18 protein-coding genes are annotated in these 15828 nt (G+C 55.1%); all 18 read left to right on the forward strand.

Annotated features, from left to right (window positions below):
- Positions 1-53: 53 nt before the first annotated feature.
- The 18 genes from EDM57_RS07975 (at position 54) to trpA (ending at position 15828) form a co-directional block, all read left to right on the forward strand.
- Positions 54-890: a heptaprenyl diphosphate synthase component 1 gene (locus tag EDM57_RS07975; RefSeq protein ID WP_122904223.1), complete on the forward strand. Its 837-nt coding sequence runs from the start codon at positions 54-56 to the stop codon at positions 888-890.
- 4 nt (positions 891-894) lie between these two features.
- Complete coding sequence (locus EDM57_RS07980) at positions 895-1614, forward strand: demethylmenaquinone methyltransferase (protein WP_122904224.1); 720 nt, start codon at positions 895-897, stop codon at positions 1612-1614.
- A 67-nt stretch (positions 1615-1681) separates the two neighbouring features.
- Positions 1682-2551 (forward strand): UbiA-like polyprenyltransferase, encoded by an 870-nt coding sequence (locus EDM57_RS07985; RefSeq protein WP_122904225.1) that lies wholly within the window; start codon positions 1682-1684, stop codon positions 2549-2551.
- Positions 2548-3144, forward strand: coding sequence for a UbiX family flavin prenyltransferase (locus EDM57_RS07990; RefSeq protein WP_122904226.1), 597 nt, complete (start codon positions 2548-2550; stop codon positions 3142-3144). The genes EDM57_RS07985 and EDM57_RS07990 overlap by 4 nt, the downstream gene beginning before the upstream one ends.
- A 4-nt stretch (positions 3145-3148) precedes the next feature.
- Positions 3149-4012 (forward strand): menaquinone biosynthesis protein, encoded by an 864-nt coding sequence (locus EDM57_RS07995; protein WP_122904227.1) that lies wholly within the window; start codon positions 3149-3151, stop codon positions 4010-4012.
- Positions 4013-4028: 16 nt separating this feature from the next.
- On the forward strand, positions 4029-4994 hold the full coding sequence (locus tag EDM57_RS08000) for a polyprenyl synthetase family protein (protein WP_122904228.1): 966 nt from the start codon (positions 4029-4031) through the stop codon (positions 4992-4994).
- A gap of 104 nt (positions 4995-5098) precedes the next feature.
- Positions 5099-5542 (forward strand): nucleoside-diphosphate kinase, encoded by a 444-nt coding sequence (ndk, locus tag EDM57_RS08005; protein WP_122904229.1) that lies wholly within the window; start codon positions 5099-5101, stop codon positions 5540-5542.
- A gap of 134 nt (positions 5543-5676) precedes the next feature.
- Positions 5677-6450, forward strand: a complete 774-nt coding sequence (locus EDM57_RS08010; protein WP_122904230.1) for a CheR family methyltransferase — start codon at positions 5677-5679, stop codon at positions 6448-6450.
- A gap of 77 nt (positions 6451-6527) precedes the next feature.
- Positions 6528-6695: a hypothetical protein gene (locus EDM57_RS23250; protein ID WP_170163411.1), complete on the forward strand. Its 168-nt coding sequence runs from the start codon at positions 6528-6530 to the stop codon at positions 6693-6695.
- A gap of 195 nt (positions 6696-6890) precedes the next feature.
- Entirely contained in the window at positions 6891-8054 is a 1164-nt protein-coding gene (gene aroC / locus EDM57_RS08015; RefSeq protein ID WP_122904231.1) for a chorismate synthase, read from the forward strand.
- Positions 8054-9157, forward strand: a complete 1104-nt coding sequence (aroB, locus tag EDM57_RS08020; RefSeq protein WP_122904232.1) for a 3-dehydroquinate synthase — start codon at positions 8054-8056, stop codon at positions 9155-9157. Before aroC ends, aroB begins: the two co-directional genes overlap by 1 nt.
- Positions 9157-9534, forward strand: a complete 378-nt coding sequence (aroH, locus tag EDM57_RS08025) for a chorismate mutase (protein ID WP_122904233.1) — start codon at positions 9157-9159, stop codon at positions 9532-9534. The genes aroB and aroH overlap by 1 nt, the downstream gene beginning before the upstream one ends.
- 280 nt (positions 9535-9814) lie before the next feature.
- The gene (gene trpE, locus EDM57_RS08030) at positions 9815-11329 is read left to right on the forward strand and encodes an anthranilate synthase component I (protein ID WP_122904234.1); all 1515 of its coding nucleotides are present in this window, start codon (positions 9815-9817) and stop codon (positions 11327-11329) included.
- Entirely contained in the window at positions 11323-12348 is a 1026-nt protein-coding gene (gene trpD, locus EDM57_RS08035) for an anthranilate phosphoribosyltransferase (protein ID WP_122904235.1), read from the forward strand. The genes trpE and trpD overlap by 7 nt, the downstream gene beginning before the upstream one ends.
- On the forward strand, positions 12338-13147 hold the full coding sequence (gene trpC / locus EDM57_RS08040; RefSeq protein ID WP_122904236.1) for an indole-3-glycerol phosphate synthase TrpC: 810 nt from the start codon (positions 12338-12340) through the stop codon (positions 13145-13147). The genes trpD and trpC overlap by 11 nt, the downstream gene beginning before the upstream one ends.
- Positions 13144-13815: a phosphoribosylanthranilate isomerase gene (locus tag EDM57_RS08045; RefSeq protein ID WP_122904237.1), complete on the forward strand. Its 672-nt coding sequence runs from the start codon at positions 13144-13146 to the stop codon at positions 13813-13815. Before trpC ends, EDM57_RS08045 begins: the two co-directional genes overlap by 4 nt.
- Positions 13775-15007, forward strand: coding sequence for a tryptophan synthase subunit beta (trpB, locus tag EDM57_RS08050; RefSeq protein ID WP_122904238.1), 1233 nt, complete (start codon positions 13775-13777; stop codon positions 15005-15007). Before EDM57_RS08045 ends, trpB begins: the two co-directional genes overlap by 41 nt.
- Positions 15007-15828: a tryptophan synthase subunit alpha gene (gene trpA, locus EDM57_RS08055; RefSeq protein WP_122904342.1), complete on the forward strand. Its 822-nt coding sequence runs from the start codon at positions 15007-15009 to the stop codon at positions 15826-15828. Before trpB ends, trpA begins: the two co-directional genes overlap by 1 nt.

Here is a 15828-nt window from a genome sequence, read left to right on the forward strand (position 1 = left end):
GTGTACGGAACAGGCAGACATCATTAGGTTGCGCAGCTTGTGGAGGAGGACGCATGAGCAAAGAACATACCCCATATGCAGAAGAGGTTCGGTCGATCATCGAGCAGATCTACAAGCGAACCACCCATCCCTATGTAGAATACTACGTGGACGTTCCTTCCAAGGCGGAAAATCGTCTGGAACTGTTGTACCTGTTTTTGCGGGAACAAGGCATGGCGAAGGAACGGGCTTCCGTTTTCTGCACAGCGACGGGACTCGTCCAGTTGGGACTGGACATGCATGAACATGTGAAAAATCAATACGAAGATTCATTGAGCGCGGAACGAAACAGACAGTTGACGGTGCTCGCCGGAGATTATTACAGCAGCAGATATTACCAACTGCTGGCTGAAAAGGGCGAGATCGAAGCGATCCAACTGTTGTCCGGAGCCGTTCAGCGCGTGAATGAAGCGAAAATGAAGCTGTACGTGGCAGGGCGCGATTCCAGAAGCTTGTCGGATGAAGAGTACTGGGAGTTGCGCAACACGATTGATACAGGCTTGTATGTAGCGTTTGTCGAGAAGTACGCGGATTCGGATGAGCGCCGCCAGTTCTGGGTAAATCTGATGAAAGAAACAGCGAAGGTCGAGAGCGTCATTGGAGAATGGGAGCAAATCAAGTGGCAAGAACAAGTTCCTTTTGGTTTCGCTCGTTTTTTGCTGCAAAAACCGGGCGCTACGCTTGCCCAGGTGCTGTCGGCTGTTGAGATGAAGGCGATGGAAATGCTCAGCCTGTGCGAGCAAATGGTGCGGACGCTGCACCCTGTGGAAACACGCAACGTGCTCGCTTCCATAACGGCTCGCTACTCCCGTCGAGTGAATCGCCTGAAACGAGTTATTGAGGAGATGTAGCCTAGTGGATCAGACACAAATGAAAGAGAAGGCAAAGTACGTTCACTCCGTATTCGAGAGCATTGCCAGCGACTACGACAAAATGAACAACGTCATCAGCTTTGGCAGCCATAAGGCTTGGCGCAATTACACCATGAAGCAGATGAACATCAAGCCTGGGGACAGTGCGCTTGATGTAGCCTGCGGAACGGCGGACTGGACGATTGCCTTGGCGAAGGCCGTAGGCAAAGACGGACGGGTTGTCGGGCTGGACTTCAGCCAGAACATGCTGGATGTAGGAGCGTACAAGGTAGCGAATGCAGGTGTCGGCAATATCGTCAAACTGGTGAATGCTGATGCCATGAGCCTTCCCTATGAGGACAATACGTTCGATTTTGTTACGATCGGCTTTGCCTTGCGCAACGTGCCGGATGTGCAGCAGGTGTTGAACGAGATGACCCGCGTCGTGAAGCCGGGAGGAAAAGTCGTTTCCCTTGAGGTGTCCAAGCCTCCCTTTATACCGTATCGCAAGCTATTTTACTTATACTTCTATAAAATTTTGCCGTTGATTGCGAAAATGACCGTGAACAAGTATGAGGAATACGCTTGGCTCCCGCACTCCCTGACGAATTTCCCGGACAGCCGCGAGCTGGCGAGGATGTTTCAGCAGGCTGGTCTGGACCCAGTCCAGGTCAAGCTGTTTATGGGTGGGGTTTCCGCTCTGCACATCGGCACGAAGCCGTAGCCTCAGCGTCTGGCCCCGGCGTGAGCGGGCATGGGCGGTATTTTTCAGGAGATAGGAAGTGTCATGGATGGCTCTACGCAAATTGAAAATCATCTTGGAAATGATAAAATTCGAGCATTCCCTGTTTGCTCTGCCGTTTGCTTTTATGGGGGCGGTTTTGGGAAGTATTGTAGTTGAGAAGGCATGGCCGACATGGATGGAAATTTTTTGGGTGACTGTTGCGATGGTAGGGGCACGCAGCGCAGCCATGTCGCTGAACCGACTCATCGACCGTTTCATCGACGCCAAAAACCCGCGAACAGCAACACGGGCGATTCCGGCGGGACTGATCTCCGTGATGGAAGTCGTCCTGTTTATCATTGCTTCGTTCGTGCTATTGTTTATCGCTGCCTACCAGTTGAATGAACTGGCAGTCAAGCTGCTGCCTCTTGCTGTTTTCGTGCTGGTGCTGTATTCCTATACGAAACGTTTTACCTGGCTGTGCCATTTTGTATTGGGAGTAGCGATCGGGTTCGGCCCGTTGGGAGGCTGGGTAGCCACGACTGGCCAGGTAGACGCGATTGGCTTACTCCTGTTTGCTTCCGTGCTGTTCTGGACAGCCGGCTTCGATATTATTTACGCCTGCCAGGATGCCGAGTTTGACCGCAAGGAAGGGCTGTTCTCCTTGCCGAGCCGCTTTGGGATTGCAGGGGCGCTGCTCGTGGCGAGAGGGTGCCACGTCCTGACCTTTATCGGATTGATGTCGCTGTATGTCGTAGCGGATTTGTCGATCTGGTTTTTGATCGGCGTGCTCATTTCCGGGGCGATCCTCATTTACGAGCACACCCTGGTCAAACCGACAGACCTGTCCAAAGTCGACGTGGCGTTTTTCAACATGAACGGAATTTTGAGTGTCGTCATGTTCGTGTTTACTATGATTGATCTGGTGATAGCATGAACAGACAAAAGTGGGTAGTGGGAATAACAGGTGCAAGCGGTGCCATTTACGGCATCCGGGTCGTAACCGAGCTATTGCGTGCCGGACATATTGTCCATCTGATGATTACCGAGGCAGGCTGGCAAGTTTTTCACGACGAGTTGGACTGGCATGCAGACGATCGGGAAGGGCTGCTGCGGGAGAAGCTGCAGCAGGATTTTCCGGGAGAGCTTTATTATTGGGGCTTGCGCGACTTCAACTGTCCCGCCGCGAGCGGTTCGTATCGCTGCGACGGCATGATCGTGGTTCCGTGCTCGATGGGAACCCTCTCTGGCATTGCGCACGGTGCCTCCGGCAATTTGCTGGAGCGTGTCGCTGATGTGATGATAAAGGAAGGCAGGCGGCTGGTCCTCGTCCCTCGGGAGACGCCGCTCAATGCGATCCACCTGGAAAACATGCTCAAGCTGAGCAGGCTCGGCGTGCGGATTTTGCCGGCCATGCCCGGTTATTATCAAAAGCCGCAAACGATGGATGACCTGATTAACTTTGTCGTTGGAAAAGCTTTGGATGCACTGGAGGTACCACATTCGCTGTTTCGGCGTTGGGGGGAATAGACGCATGCAAAAGTTTTTGCGGATCGGTCAAATCTTGTACACCAACGTACTGCCTGTTTACTACTACTTTGAACAAGCAAGGTTCGAGGACCGGATCGAATTCATCCGCCAGGTGCCAGCCCAGTTGAATCTGGCGATGGCAAAAGGCGAGATTGACATGGGCCCGATTTCCTCGTTCAGCTATGCTGAGCATGCTTCCCGTTATGTGGCACTGGCGGACCTGTCTGTCAGTGCAAAAGGGAAGGTAGGCTCCCTTTTCCTATTCAGCAAAAAGCCGATTGAGCAGCTGAACGGGGCGAAAATCGCCCTGACCAATACGTCAGCGACGACGGTGAACCTGCTGAAAATCATTCTCCACAAGTTTTACGAATACGAGATCGCTTACGTTACGCAAGAGCCGAATCTGGCGCAGATGCTGCAAGGAGCTGATGCTGCCCTGCTGATCGGCGACGATGCGATTGCCGCAAAGCGGACGGCCAAAGACTTGCATGTGTACGATCTTGGAGAGCTGTGGCACAAGTTTACGGGCTACTCGATGACATTTGCCATCTGGGCGCTCAGACGCGCTGTCATTGACGAGTATTATGACTTGATCGCGGAAGTCCACGCTTCGTTTTTGGCGAGCAAAGAAAAGACGAAAGCCAATCCCGGTCCGTTAGTGGATTACGTTTGTTCGCACTTCGGCGGGACAAAAGAGGAATGGACTCACTACTTTGCGGGACTGCAGCACGATTTTGGCGAAGTGCAGCGAGTGGGACTGGAGTATTATTACCGATGCGCGGCGGAGCTGGGGCTTCTGGCGGCACCCGCGACCGTCGAGTTGTGGCAGGCGGATGGCCACAAGACGAATATTACGCTTGCGAGATAGGTGGAACGGATAACGGATGAACCTGGTCGATATTTACTTCAAAATGAAAAAGGACGTCCAGTACATTGAGGATGAACTGGAAAAATCGATCGATACAGACGTTCGCGAGCTGTATCAATCCTCGACTCATTTGCTCAAAGCCGGGGGAAAGCGCATCCGTCCGGTGTTTGTGCTGCTCGGCGGCAAGTGGGGCCATTACGATGTAAAAGTTTTGAAGCATGTAGCCGTTCCGCTTGAACTGATTCATATGGCTTCATTGGTGCACGATGATGTGATTGACGATGCGGACAAGCGGCGGGGCAAAGACACGGTTCGCATGAAATGGGACAACAAGGTGGCGATGTACGCGGGCGATTACATTTTTGCACGCGCACTGGCTGTTGCTTCCCAGTTGCCGAATCCGAAACTGCACCAGATTCTCTCCAACGCCATTGTCGAGGTGTGCAAGGGCGAGATTGAGCAGGTAAAGGATTTGAAGAACTGGGATCAAAGCTTCCGCACGTATTTGCGCAGAATCAAGCGGAAAACGGCGCTGTTGATCGCGATCAGCTGTCAGCTCGGGGCCGTGGCAAGCGGCGCCAGCGAAGAGCTGGTGCGAAAAATGTACTGGTACGGCTACAACGTCGGAATGGCTTTTCAAATTACCGATGATATTCTCGATTTTACGGGAACGGAAAAGCAGTTGGGGAAACCGGCGGGCAGCGATCTTCTGCACGGCAACATCACGCTGCCGGCGCTCTACACGGCATACCACGGCAAGGCGAGCGGGCAGTTCCAGGAATGGATCAGGCAAAACACGTTTTGGGAGCATACAGACGAAGCGATTCGCCTGGTGCGCCAGGACGAAGGCATCGCCTTTTCCCAGCGGCTGGCCGAGCGTTATATCGCCCGCGCACATGCTGTTCTCAGCGACCTGCCCAACACACAGGCGAAAACGTCTTTGACAGGAATTGCCAACTACATCATTGATCGCAAATTTTAATGTGAATTTGACGGTCAGCCTGTTGCTTGGCCACCCCAGTTTTGATAAAATTTTCGTTGGTGTTGCATACACCAATACATAGCTTTGATGGAGGCATACTTACTATGGAAAAAACGTTCCTTATGGTAAAACCTGACGGCGTACAACGTAACCTGATCGGCGAAATCGTGTCCCGTTTCGAGAAAAAAGGCTATCAACTCGTTGGTGCAAAGCTGATGAACGTAAGCCGCGAACTGGCTGAAAAACACTATGCAGAGCACAAAGAGCGCCCATTCTTCGGCGAACTGGTTGACTTCATCACTTCCGGTCCAGTATTCGCAATGGTATGGCAAGGAAACAACGTGATTGCCACTGCTCGTGCGATGATGGGCAAAACCAACCCATTGGACGCAGCTGCTGGTACCATCCGCGGCGATTTCGCGACTTCCGTTGGCATGAACATCATCCACGGTTCCGACTCCCCAGAAAGCGCTGAGCGTGAAATCGGCCTCTGGTTCTCCGCTGACGAAGTTCTCTCCTACGAGAAAACAATCCAACGCTGGATCTAAGATAAACGGCTGGAAAAACCCCATGATTGGGGTTTTTTCTTTTTTTCGTCAAAATCTGCTCGCGAAGAGATAGGATTTTGGCGAAAATTAGCGAAAACAAAGAGTTAAGAGTTTTCAAGGGGGTACAATTCTGTATGGAAGACAAGGACTTTCTGCAATTTATCGCTAGCGTTAAAAAAATGACCGGAATTGATCTTGCCCTCTACAAAGAAGCACAGATGAAGCGGCGCCTGACTTCGTTGCGGCAAAAGCGGGGCTATAACACTTTTGTCCAATATTTCGATGCGATCGCAAAGGACAAGGAACTGTTTTACGAATTTCTCGATCGGATGACGATCAACGTCTCGGAGTTTTTCCGCAACCCCGGACGCTGGGAGGTTCTCGAAAACAAGATCCTGCCGCGGCTTGCCAAGCAATCGTCGCGCATCAAATGCTGGAGTGCCGCTTGTTCCACCGGCGAGGAGCCGTACACGCTCTCGCTGATCCTGCTGCGCAAGCACCTGGACGGAACGATCCTGGCATCCGACATCGACGAGGGAGCATTGGCCAAGGCGAAGCAAGGTGTCTATACGGACCGTTCCCTGCAGGATTGTCCGAAAGAGCTGGTCGCGAAGTATTTCGTCAAGGACGCGCTCAGTTACCGGATTACCGACGAAGTGAAAAGACGGGTCACGTTCAAAAAGCACAACCTGCTGGCAGATTCATTCGACACGCAGTTCGATCTCATCATTTGCCGCAATGTGATGATCTATTTCACGGAAGAGGCCAAGCATGAGCTGTACCACAAGTTCAGCCGGGCGCTCAAACCGGGCGGCGTGTTGTTTGTCGGCAGTACGGAACAAATTTTCCAGCCGCAGCAGTATCAGCTGGAGGCGGAGGATACGTTTTTTTATCGGAAAATGGGATAAATCCCCACGGCCATCTGTATAACCCTGCCCTTTTTTCCCAAGACTAGGAATACTTACTTAGCCAAGGGAGGCAGCAGATGGATAAGCACAAGGTCATCGAAGCGTACCGACGCGGTTTGATTACGTTGCAAGAATGCGGGCAAATACTCGGGGCTGAAAAGACGCAACTGGATGATTTGCTGCGCGTGGATCATTCCAGAAGGCCACTAAGTCCCAATCCTTTTTTGATGGTCGATCCTTTTTGAACCAGCACCATCTGTAAGCGAAGCGCTTCTCCCGACGGAGGGGCGTTTTTTCCTGCAAGCGAAACGTTTTTCAGCAGGTTGCCACTTTTGTGTTCCCACAGCGGGACAGGTATGATATTATAGCGCTTAAAAGTGATAAAGGACAGCGACCCGAATTGGGGATACGAGCTGCCTGGAGGATGGAGGAAGGAAGAGATGCGTTACTTGACAGCAGGGGAATCTCACGGTCCGCAGCTTACGGCAATCATCGAGGGAGTTCCAAGCAACCTGCCGATTTCCGTTGAGGCAATCAATGAACAGTTGGCACGTCGCCAAAAAGGTCATGGACGTGGCCGCAGAATGCAGATTGAAAAAGACCAGGTGAAAATTTTGTCCGGCGTGCGCCACGGTTATACGACAGGGGCGCCGATTACACTGGTCGTTGAAAATAAGGACTGGGCGCACTGGCAAACGATCATGAGTGCCGAGCCGGTAGAAGAAGGCGCAGAGGAAAAACGCCGCGTCTCTCGCCCGCGCCCAGGCCACGCTGACCTGAATGGCGCGATTAAATACCATCAGCGCGATATGCGAAATATTCTGGAACGTTCCAGTGCCCGGGAAACGACCATCCGTGTGGCTGTAGGTGCTGTCGCTCGCCAGTTGCTCGCGGCTTTTGGCATCCGGATCGGCGGACATGTTTTGCAGATCAGCGATGTGGTGGCGAAGCGCCAGGACGTCAGCCTGGAAGAGCTGATCGCCCGCACGGAAGAATCGCCCGTTCGTTGTCTGGACAAGGAAGCGGAGCCGCTCATGATGGCGGCAATCGACAAGGCAAAAGAAGACGGCGATTCCCTTGGCGGAGTGGTCGAAGTCATTGTGGAAGGCGTGCCGATTGGTCTTGGCAGCCACGTACAATGGGATCGCAAGCTCGACGGACGACTGGCCCAGGCGATCATGAGCATTCAGGCGTTCAAGGGAGTGGAAATCGGCATCGGGTTTGAGGCGGCAGGCTTGAAAGGCTCCCAGGTCCATGACGAAATCATTTGGAACGAAGAATCTGGTTACAGCCGCAAAACGAACCGCGCAGGCGGTTTGGAGGGCGGCATGACAAACGGAATGCCGGTAGTCGTGCGCGGCGTGATGAAGCCGATTCCGACACTGTACAAGCCGCTCATGAGCGTGGACATCGACACCCGGGAGCCGTTTTCCGCCAGCATCGAGCGCTCCGACAGCTGCGCGGTTCCGGCAGCGAGCGTCGTAGCGGAAGCGGTAGTCGCATGGGAGATCGCGCAGGCGATGTGTGAAAAATTCCCGAGCGATTCGATGGACGACATGATCGAAAACGTACGTGAATATCGCGCCTACACGGAGAAATTCTAATGAATACGAACAGACTGACAGTAGAGCTTGGCGAGCGCTCCTACGAGATTGTAATCGGTGATTCTCTCTTGCAGCATGTACCTGAACTGCTTGCGGAGGCAGGTGTTGTCTCCACAAGCAAGCTCATGATTATTACAGATGAGCACGTGGCGGCCCGTTACCTCGAACCGCTGCGTGATGCTCTTCGCGCTGCCGGATACGATGCGACTGCGAGCATCGTGGAAGCGGGCGAGCAATCGAAAAGTCTGGCTGTCTATGAACGGCTGATGACGGAAGCGATCCAGGCCGGATTGGACCGCAAATCCGCGATTCTCGCCCTGGGCGGCGGCGTCGTGGGCGACCTGGCTGGCTTTGTGGCGGCAACGTTTATGCGCGGCATTGACTTTGTTCAGTTGCCGACTACGTTGCTTGCGCACGACAGTTCGGTCGGCGGGAAAGTGGCGATCAATCACCCGTTGGGGAAAAATTTGATCGGTGCTTTTCATCAACCGCGCGTTGTCATTTATGACACGAAAGCACTGCATACCTTGCCCAAGCGCGAAGTGGCGGCAGGGTTTGCCGAAGTTATCAAGCACGCCCTGATTTCGGACGCCTCCTTCGCCGATTGGCTGGAGGAGAACGCCGCCCGCCTGTGGGAGCTTGACTCAGCATTGTTAGGGAAGGCGATTGAAAAAGGCTGTGCGGTCAAGGCTGCGATTGTCTCTGCCGACGAAACCGAGCAGGGCCAGCGTGCGCTCTTGAACCTGGGACATACTTTCGGTCATGCGTTTGAGGCGTTGTCGGCCTACTCGACGTTGAATCACGGCGAAGCCATTGCCATCGGGATGTGCATCGCCGCCAAAGTAGCGGAGCGAATCGGCTTTGCGAAAAGCGGTGTGTACGATCGCACGAAGCACCTGCTCAGCCTGTACCACTTGCCGACGGCCTGGCCAAAAGGACTGTTGCCGCAAGAGGTGCTTGATGCGATGAAGCGGGACAAGAAAACCGTTGGCGGCAAGCTTGCCCTCGTATTGCCGCGCGCAATCGGGCAGGCGGAAATTGTGAAAAACGTAGACGAACAGCTCATCCTGACAGTAATGAGTGAAGAAGCGGAGGCTTTGTAATGGGAATGCGAGGAATCAGAGGCGCGGTTACAGTAGAAGCAGATACGCGGGAAGAGATTGTCTCTTCAACCAAGTGGCTGCTGGAGGAAATGGTGACGCGCAATGAGGTCAATCCGGAAGACATCGGCAGCATCATCATCACGACGACAGAGGATTTGTCTGCGGCATTTCCCGCCCAGGCGGCGCGTCTTTTGACAGGGGAAGCCTGGCAGTATGTTCCGCTGATGTGCGCGCGGGAAATTCCCGTGCCGGGCAGCTTGCCCCTCTGTATTCGCGTCATGATGCACGTCAACACGGAGAAGTCGGCAAAAGAGATTCAGCACGTTTTTTTGCGGGAAGCAGTCAAGCTTCGCCCGGATTTGACAAATCGCAGTTGACAAAGAGGGCGCTCTCTTTTACCATAAGTGAAACGAGAGCGCCTCGTTTTCCGAAAAGGAAGAGCCTATACCGGCTGAGTTGAGAATGAGTAGAGCAGAGTTGAGAAGAGTCAGGTTGAGGAGAGAAGAGCAGGCTGGGTACATATTTGTCTACCCAATCCAGTTCTGTCACTGGGTTTTTTTGTATATTTTTCTCCCCCTACCTCTCGCTCTAGGAAGCGGGCAGTGAAAAGGCGGCTTTTCTCCCTTTTCGCTCCCACTAAAAAGGAGATGAGAGTTCATGTATTTTCCCTCCCTTGCTGAGGTCCAGAACCTTTCAGCATCCTATTCCCTGATCCCTGTGAGCTTGAAGCTGCTGGCTGACCAGGAGACACCCATCCGTTTGTATCAGAAGATTCGTACGAGTGATTCGTTTTTGCTGGAAAGCGTGGAAGGCGGAGCGCGTTGGGCCCGCTATTCGTTCATCGGGATGAATCCTTTTCAAGTCGTGGAAGCAAAAGGCGAAGACATCTCCGTCGTCAAGCGAAGCGGAGAGCGCGTCACTTTGACAGGCAATCCCGTCAACTTTTTGCGCCAGGAGACAGACCGCTTCAAAAGTCCGAAGCTTCCCGGCTTTCCCCGGTTGAGCGGCGGGGCCGTAGGCTTTTTTGGCTACAACACCCTGCGCTATTTTGAAGATTTGCCGGCGCACCGCCAGGAGGCAGTACGCGTGCCGGATATGCGTTTTCTCTTCGTCGACGAGATGATCGCATTCGATCACCTGAAGCAGGAAATTCAGTTGATCGTCAACCTGCACGCAGAGCCGGGAGATTCCGCCGAAGTAATTGACGAAAAATACAGGCTAGTCTGCGAAAGGCTGGAGCAGCTCGCAACAATGGTAACTGCTCCGTTGGAGGTGGACAGCCGCATCCAGGTAGAAACCGGCTCCCCCGCTCCGCTCAACGTCGAGCCGAACATGAGCCGCGAGCAGTTTGAGCGAATGGTCGAGCAAGCCAAGGAGTATATCGCGGCAGGCGATATTTTTCAGGTCGTGCTCTCGCAACGCTTTTCCGTCAAGACCGACGTGGACCCGTTTGCCGTGTACAGACTGCTGCGCACGCTCAATCCTTCGCCGTACATGTACTATCTCGAATACGAGGGCGAGACAGTGGTCGGTACGTCGCCTGAGCTGCTCGTTCGGGTGGAGGATGAAAAAGTCGAGATGCGCCCGATCGCCGGAACGCGGAAAAGAGGCGCGACCCCACAAGAGGACGAGGAACTGGCGGCAGACCTTTTGGCGGACAAAAAGGAACGGGCCGAGCACTACATGCTCCTCGATCTCGGCCGCAACGACGTCGGCAAGGTGTCGGCTTACGGCAGTGTCCGCGTGGAAGAGGCCTTGGTCATTGAAAATTACTCGCATGTGATGCACATGGTGTCGCACGTGACGGGCAAGCTGCGCGAGGGGCTGCACGCCTTTGACGCCCTGCTCAGCGCCTTTCCGGCCGGGACCGTCTCCGGTTCGCCAAAACTGCGGGCGATGGAGATTATCGCCGAGCTGGAACCGGATGCGCGTCACCTGTACGCGGGAGCAATCGGCTACATTTCCTTCGATGGCTCGCTCGACAGCTGTATCACGATCCGGACGTTGTTTTTCCAGGATGGGTACGCACATGTGCAGGCCGGAGCAGGCATCGTTGCCGACTCGATTCCGGCAAACGAATACCAGGAGACAGTGAACAAGGCGGCCGCGATGATCTCGGCCCTGGAAAAAGCAGAACAGCTATTTGTGCGCAAGGAGGTATTGCCATGCTGACCTATGCATTGGAGCAAATTTTGCGGGGAAACGACCTGACGCGGGCAATCGCGGAGGAAGCGATGGGAGAAATCATGGACGGCAAGGCAACGCCCGCCCAGATCGGAGCCTTTTTGGCAAGCATGCGGCTCAAGGGAGAGCAGGTTGAGGAAATCATCGGGTTTGCGAAGGCGATGCGCGCCCGGGCGATGCGTTTTCCAATCGAGATGCCGGGGCTGGTCGATACTTGCGGCACAGGCGGGGACGGCAGCAATACGTTCAATATCTCTACAGCAAGCGCGATTGTGGCGGCAAGCGATGGCGTGCGGATCGCCAAGCACGGCAACCGGGCTGTGTCGAGCAGAAGCGGCAGTGCAGATGTCCTCGAACAGCTGGGGATTCCGGTCAACCTGTCGCCAAAGGATGCCGCTGACTGCCTGCGCGCCACCAACCTGTGCTTTTTGTTCGCGCCGCTCTATCATCAGGCGATGAAGCATGCAGCAGGTCCGCGCAAGGAGCTGGCCGTGCGCACCGTATTCAACCTGCTCGGTCCGCTGACCAATCCGGCAAATGCCAGCCATCAGCTCATGGGCGTCTATGACGTAAAGCTGCTGCCAACTGTCGCGGCTGTCCTGCGCGAGCTGCATGTAGAAAGGGCGCTGGTCGTGGCTGGCTCAGACGGGCTGGATGAGCTGACCGTGACGGGAACCAGCCAGATCGCGGAGCTGCGTGACGGCGAGATTCACACGTATGAGATCAATCCGGAACAGTTCGGATTGCACCGCCACGAAAAAGAGGCGCTGCGCGGCGGAGACGCAGTCGAAAACGCGGCAATCATTCGCGATGTATTCGCTGGCAAGCGCGGTGCAGCGCGCGACATCGTGCTCCTGAATGCAGGAGCGATTCTCTACCTGGCTGATCGCGTCCGCTCGATTGAAGCAGGCGTGATCCGGGCAGCGGAGCTGATTGACGACGGCCTCGTCATGCGCAAGCTGGAACATATACAGCAAATTGCAGGAGGGATGATTCATGCTTCATAAAATCGTGGAAAAGAAACGTGAGGAAATCGCCCGCCTGCAAAAAGAGACGACGGTAGCTGCCTTGCTGCAGCAAGCCAAAGCGCAAGAGCCTCCACGCGGCTTTCGCCAGGCGCTGGTACAAAGTGCGCGTCCCGTCAGTGTGATCGCGGAAGTGAAAAAGGCTTCGCCGTCCAAAGGGCTGATTCGCCCGGACTTTGATCCGCTCGCGATTGCGCGGTCGTATCAGGAGGCTGAGGCCGAGTGCTTGTCCGTCTTGACCGACGAATCTTTTTTTCAGGGCAGTCTTGCGTATTTGCAGGGCATTCGCGAAGCCGTAGACCGTCCGTTGTTGCGCAAAGATTTTCTCATCGAAGAGATTCAGGTAGTGGAAGCGCGGGCAGCCGGAGCGGATTGCATCTTGCTTATCGCAGCGATTCTCACGCACGAGCAACTGCGGCATCTGTCCCAGACGGCAGAAGAGCTTGGGATGGATGTCCTCGTCGAAGTGCACGACAAGCGCGAATGCGAGCTTGTTTTCCGCGCGATGGAGCCGAAGCTGCTCGGAATCAATAACCGCAACCTGCATACGTTTCAGACCGATCTCGCTGTGACGCACAACTTGCTTGCCGAACTGCCTGCTTCCCTGACGGTGGTCAGTGAAAGCGGCATTTCTTCTGCGGCGGATGTGGAAAACGTCAGACAGGCAGGGGCACGCGCGGTTTTGGTCGGCGAGCATTTCATGCGCCAGCCTGATGTGAAGCAGGCCGTTCTCGATCTGGTCGGAGCCGCGCAAGGCGGCAAGGCGGGGGTGAGCTTGTGACCCGGCTGAAAATTTGCGGGATCAAGCACGAAAAGACGCTTGCGCTGTTAAAAGAGCTCAGGGTCGACTATGTGGGACTGGTGTTTGCCCCAAGCAAGCGGAGGGTAGACGCGAAAACGGCAGGGAGACTGCTCGCTGCCGTTCCCGGCCACCCGCCGGCTGTCGGCGTGTTTGTCAATCCGACGATGGAGGAGCTGGATGAAGTGCTGAGAGAAGCACCGCTGTCTGTCATTCAGCTGCACGGTCAGGAGACGCCGGAATTTTGCCGACAAGTTCGCGAACGGTTTTCGGTGTCAGTATGGAAAGCCTTGGCTGTCGGCGGCGATACGGATGCTGCCAAGGCGCTGGAAGCGTATCGGGGAATCGTGAGCGCCTTTTTGTTCGATACGTACGACCCGGCACAGGCAGGAGGTACCGGGAAAAAGTTTTCGTGGGAACAAATTCCGCAGTTACAAGTGAAATGCAAGGACGCAGACTGCATCATCGCAGGCGGGATTCATGCAGAAAACGTAGCCGAACTGATCGGCACGTACCAGCCTGCCATGATCGACGTGTCCAGCGGAGTAGAGACGGATGGAGAGAAAGACGGAGAAAAGATAAAAAAACTGGTGGAGAGGGTGAAGGCGCATGCCAAGCAATATACAGACAACCACGCGGGTCGTGCCTGACGAGAACGGACGGTTTGGCGCATTCGGTGGAAAATACGTGCCGGAGACACTGATGAATGCTTTGCACGAGCTGGAGACTGCTTTTGAGGAAGCGCGACGTGATCCTCAGTTCGCAGCGGAGCTGAACGAACTGCTCAATAAATACGCGGGTCGCCCGACACCATTGACGTATGCGGAGCGGCTGACGGAGGCGCTCGGCGGGGCGCAAATTTACCTCAAGCGCGAAGACCTCAATCATACCGGGGCGCACAAGCTGAACAACGCGCTCGGACAAGCGCTTCTGGCAAAGCGCATGGGCAAAAAAGCGATTATTGCGGAGACGGGAGCGGGGCAGCACGGCGTTGCCAGCGCTACTGTTGCCGCGAAGCTCGGGCTGTCCTGCAAAGTGTTCATGGGCGAGGAAGACATTCGCCGCCAGTCGCTGAACGTCTTTCGCATGAAGCTGTTGGGAGCGGAAGTCATTCCGGCTGTATCCGGCTCGCGGACATTGAAGGACGCGACGAACGAGGCGATTCGCCATTGGGTCTCGCACGTAGAGGAAACGTTTTACGTGATTGGTTCGGTTGTCGGCCCTCATCCGTATCCGTACATGGTGCGCGAATTCCAGAAAATTATCGGGGAGGAGACGCGCCAGCAAATTTTGCAGCAGCTCGGCAAGCTGCCAGACGAAGTAGTCGCCTGCGTAGGCGGCGGCAGCAATGCGATCGGGATGTTTTATCCGTTCATTCAGGATGAGTCAGTTGCGCTTCGCGGCGTGGAAGCAGCAGGAAAAGGAATCGGTACAGACAAGCATGCCGCGACCTTGACGCTTGGACGCCCAGGCGTGATTCACGGCTCGCTCACCTACTTGCTGCAGGATGAGCACGGACAGGTGCAGGAAGCGCACTCCATCTCGGCGGGGCTGGACTATCCGGGCGTCGGTCCGGAGCATGCCTATTTGAAAGATACTGGGAGAGTGACGTATACGTCCGTAACCGATGCGGAGGCACTTGCGGCCGTCGAGCTTTTGTGCCGCACCGAAGGAATCATTCCTGCACTGGAGAGCGCCCACGCGATTGCTGAGGTCATGAAGCGCGCTCCGCAAATGTCGCCGGAGAAGATCATCGTCATCTGCCTGTCGGGACGCGGGGACAAAGACGTACTGACCATTCAGGAAGCCCTGGCGGAGCGCACAGAAGGGGGAGAGGCATGATGACGACAACTGCAACGAACCGAATTGACCGTCTGTTTGCGGACCGCAGCCGCAAGCTGTTTATCCCGTTTATTACTGTCGGAGATCCGACGCCGGAAGCGACGTTTCACCTCGTGCGCGCGATGGTGGACGCCGGAGCTGACATCATCGAACTGGGCGTTCCGTATTCCGATCCGTTGGCAGATGGCCCGACGATTCAGCGTGCTTCGCAACGGGCGCTGCAACACGGCGTGTCGATAGCAGACGCCTTGCAGCTGGTGTCCCGCTTGCGAGAGTCGGGGGTAGAAGCGGGCATCGTCCTGTTTTCGTACTTCAACCCCGTCCTGCAATACGGCATCGAACGCTTTTTCGCCGACCTGGCCGCGCATGGTGCAGACGGCGTCGTCATCCCGGATTTGCCGATTGAAGAAAACGGCCCAGCTGTGGCCGCCGCAAAACAAAACGGCCTTCACGTCATTTCGCTGGTTGCGCCAACGTCTGATACGCGGATCAAAACGATCGGGGAGCAGGCGACAGGCTTTCTCTACTGTGTCTCGTCGCTCGGTGTGACGGGAGCGCGGGCAGAACTGCGCGAAGACTTGGCGGACTTTTTGCAGCGGGTAAAAGCGAGCACGACGGCGCCGACTGCTGTCGGATTCGGCATTTCTACTCCAGAACAGGTGCGGGCCGTAGCGTCGCATACAGACGGCGTGATCGTGGGCAGTGCGATTGTGCAGGAGATTGAGAAGCACCAGGACCAACTGAAAGATCCAGCTCACATGCCGGAAGCTGTTGAAAAAATAAAAACGTTTGTACAACAGTTGGTGAGTGCGCTACAATAG

This window comes from Brevibacillus gelatini, from assembly GCF_003710935.1.
In the GTDB taxonomy this organism is placed as follows: Bacteria; Bacillota; Bacilli; order Brevibacillales; family Brevibacillaceae; genus Brevibacillus; species Brevibacillus gelatini.

Excerpts from the sequence above, each read along its gene's own strand:
- EDM57_RS07975 (WP_122904223.1), top strand. The coding sequence starts at position 54 with ATGAGCAAAGAACATACCCCATATGCAGAAGAGGTTCGGTCGATCATC.
- EDM57_RS07985 (WP_122904225.1), top strand. The coding sequence starts at position 1,682 with ATGGCTCTACGCAAATTGAAAATCATCTTGGAAATGATAAAATTCGAG.
- EDM57_RS07990 (WP_122904226.1), top strand. The coding sequence starts at position 2,548 with ATGAACAGACAAAAGTGGGTAGTGGGAATAACAGGTGCAAGCGGTGCC.
- EDM57_RS07995 (WP_122904227.1), top strand. The coding sequence starts at position 3,149 with ATGCAAAAGTTTTTGCGGATCGGTCAAATCTTGTACACCAACGTACTG.
- EDM57_RS08000 (WP_122904228.1), top strand. The coding sequence starts at position 4,029 with ATGAACCTGGTCGATATTTACTTCAAAATGAAAAAGGACGTCCAGTAC.
- ndk (WP_122904229.1), top strand. The coding sequence starts at position 5,099 with ATGGAAAAAACGTTCCTTATGGTAAAACCTGACGGCGTACAACGTAAC.
- EDM57_RS08010 (WP_122904230.1), top strand. The coding sequence starts at position 5,677 with ATGGAAGACAAGGACTTTCTGCAATTTATCGCTAGCGTTAAAAAAATG.
- EDM57_RS23250 (WP_170163411.1), top strand. The coding sequence starts at position 6,528 with ATGGATAAGCACAAGGTCATCGAAGCGTACCGACGCGGTTTGATTACG.
- aroC (WP_122904231.1), top strand. The coding sequence starts at position 6,891 with ATGCGTTACTTGACAGCAGGGGAATCTCACGGTCCGCAGCTTACGGCA.
- aroB (WP_122904232.1), top strand. The coding sequence starts at position 8,054 with ATGAATACGAACAGACTGACAGTAGAGCTTGGCGAGCGCTCCTACGAG.
- aroH (WP_122904233.1), top strand. The coding sequence starts at position 9,157 with ATGGGAATGCGAGGAATCAGAGGCGCGGTTACAGTAGAAGCAGATACG.
- trpE (WP_122904234.1), top strand. The coding sequence starts at position 9,815 with ATGTATTTTCCCTCCCTTGCTGAGGTCCAGAACCTTTCAGCATCCTAT.
- trpD (WP_122904235.1), top strand. The coding sequence starts at position 11,323 with ATGCTGACCTATGCATTGGAGCAAATTTTGCGGGGAAACGACCTGACG.
- trpC (WP_122904236.1), top strand. The coding sequence starts at position 12,338 with ATGCTTCATAAAATCGTGGAAAAGAAACGTGAGGAAATCGCCCGCCTG.
- trpB (WP_122904238.1), top strand. The coding sequence starts at position 13,775 with ATGCCAAGCAATATACAGACAACCACGCGGGTCGTGCCTGACGAGAAC.
- trpA (WP_122904342.1), top strand. The coding sequence starts at position 15,007 with ATGACGACAACTGCAACGAACCGAATTGACCGTCTGTTTGCGGACCGC.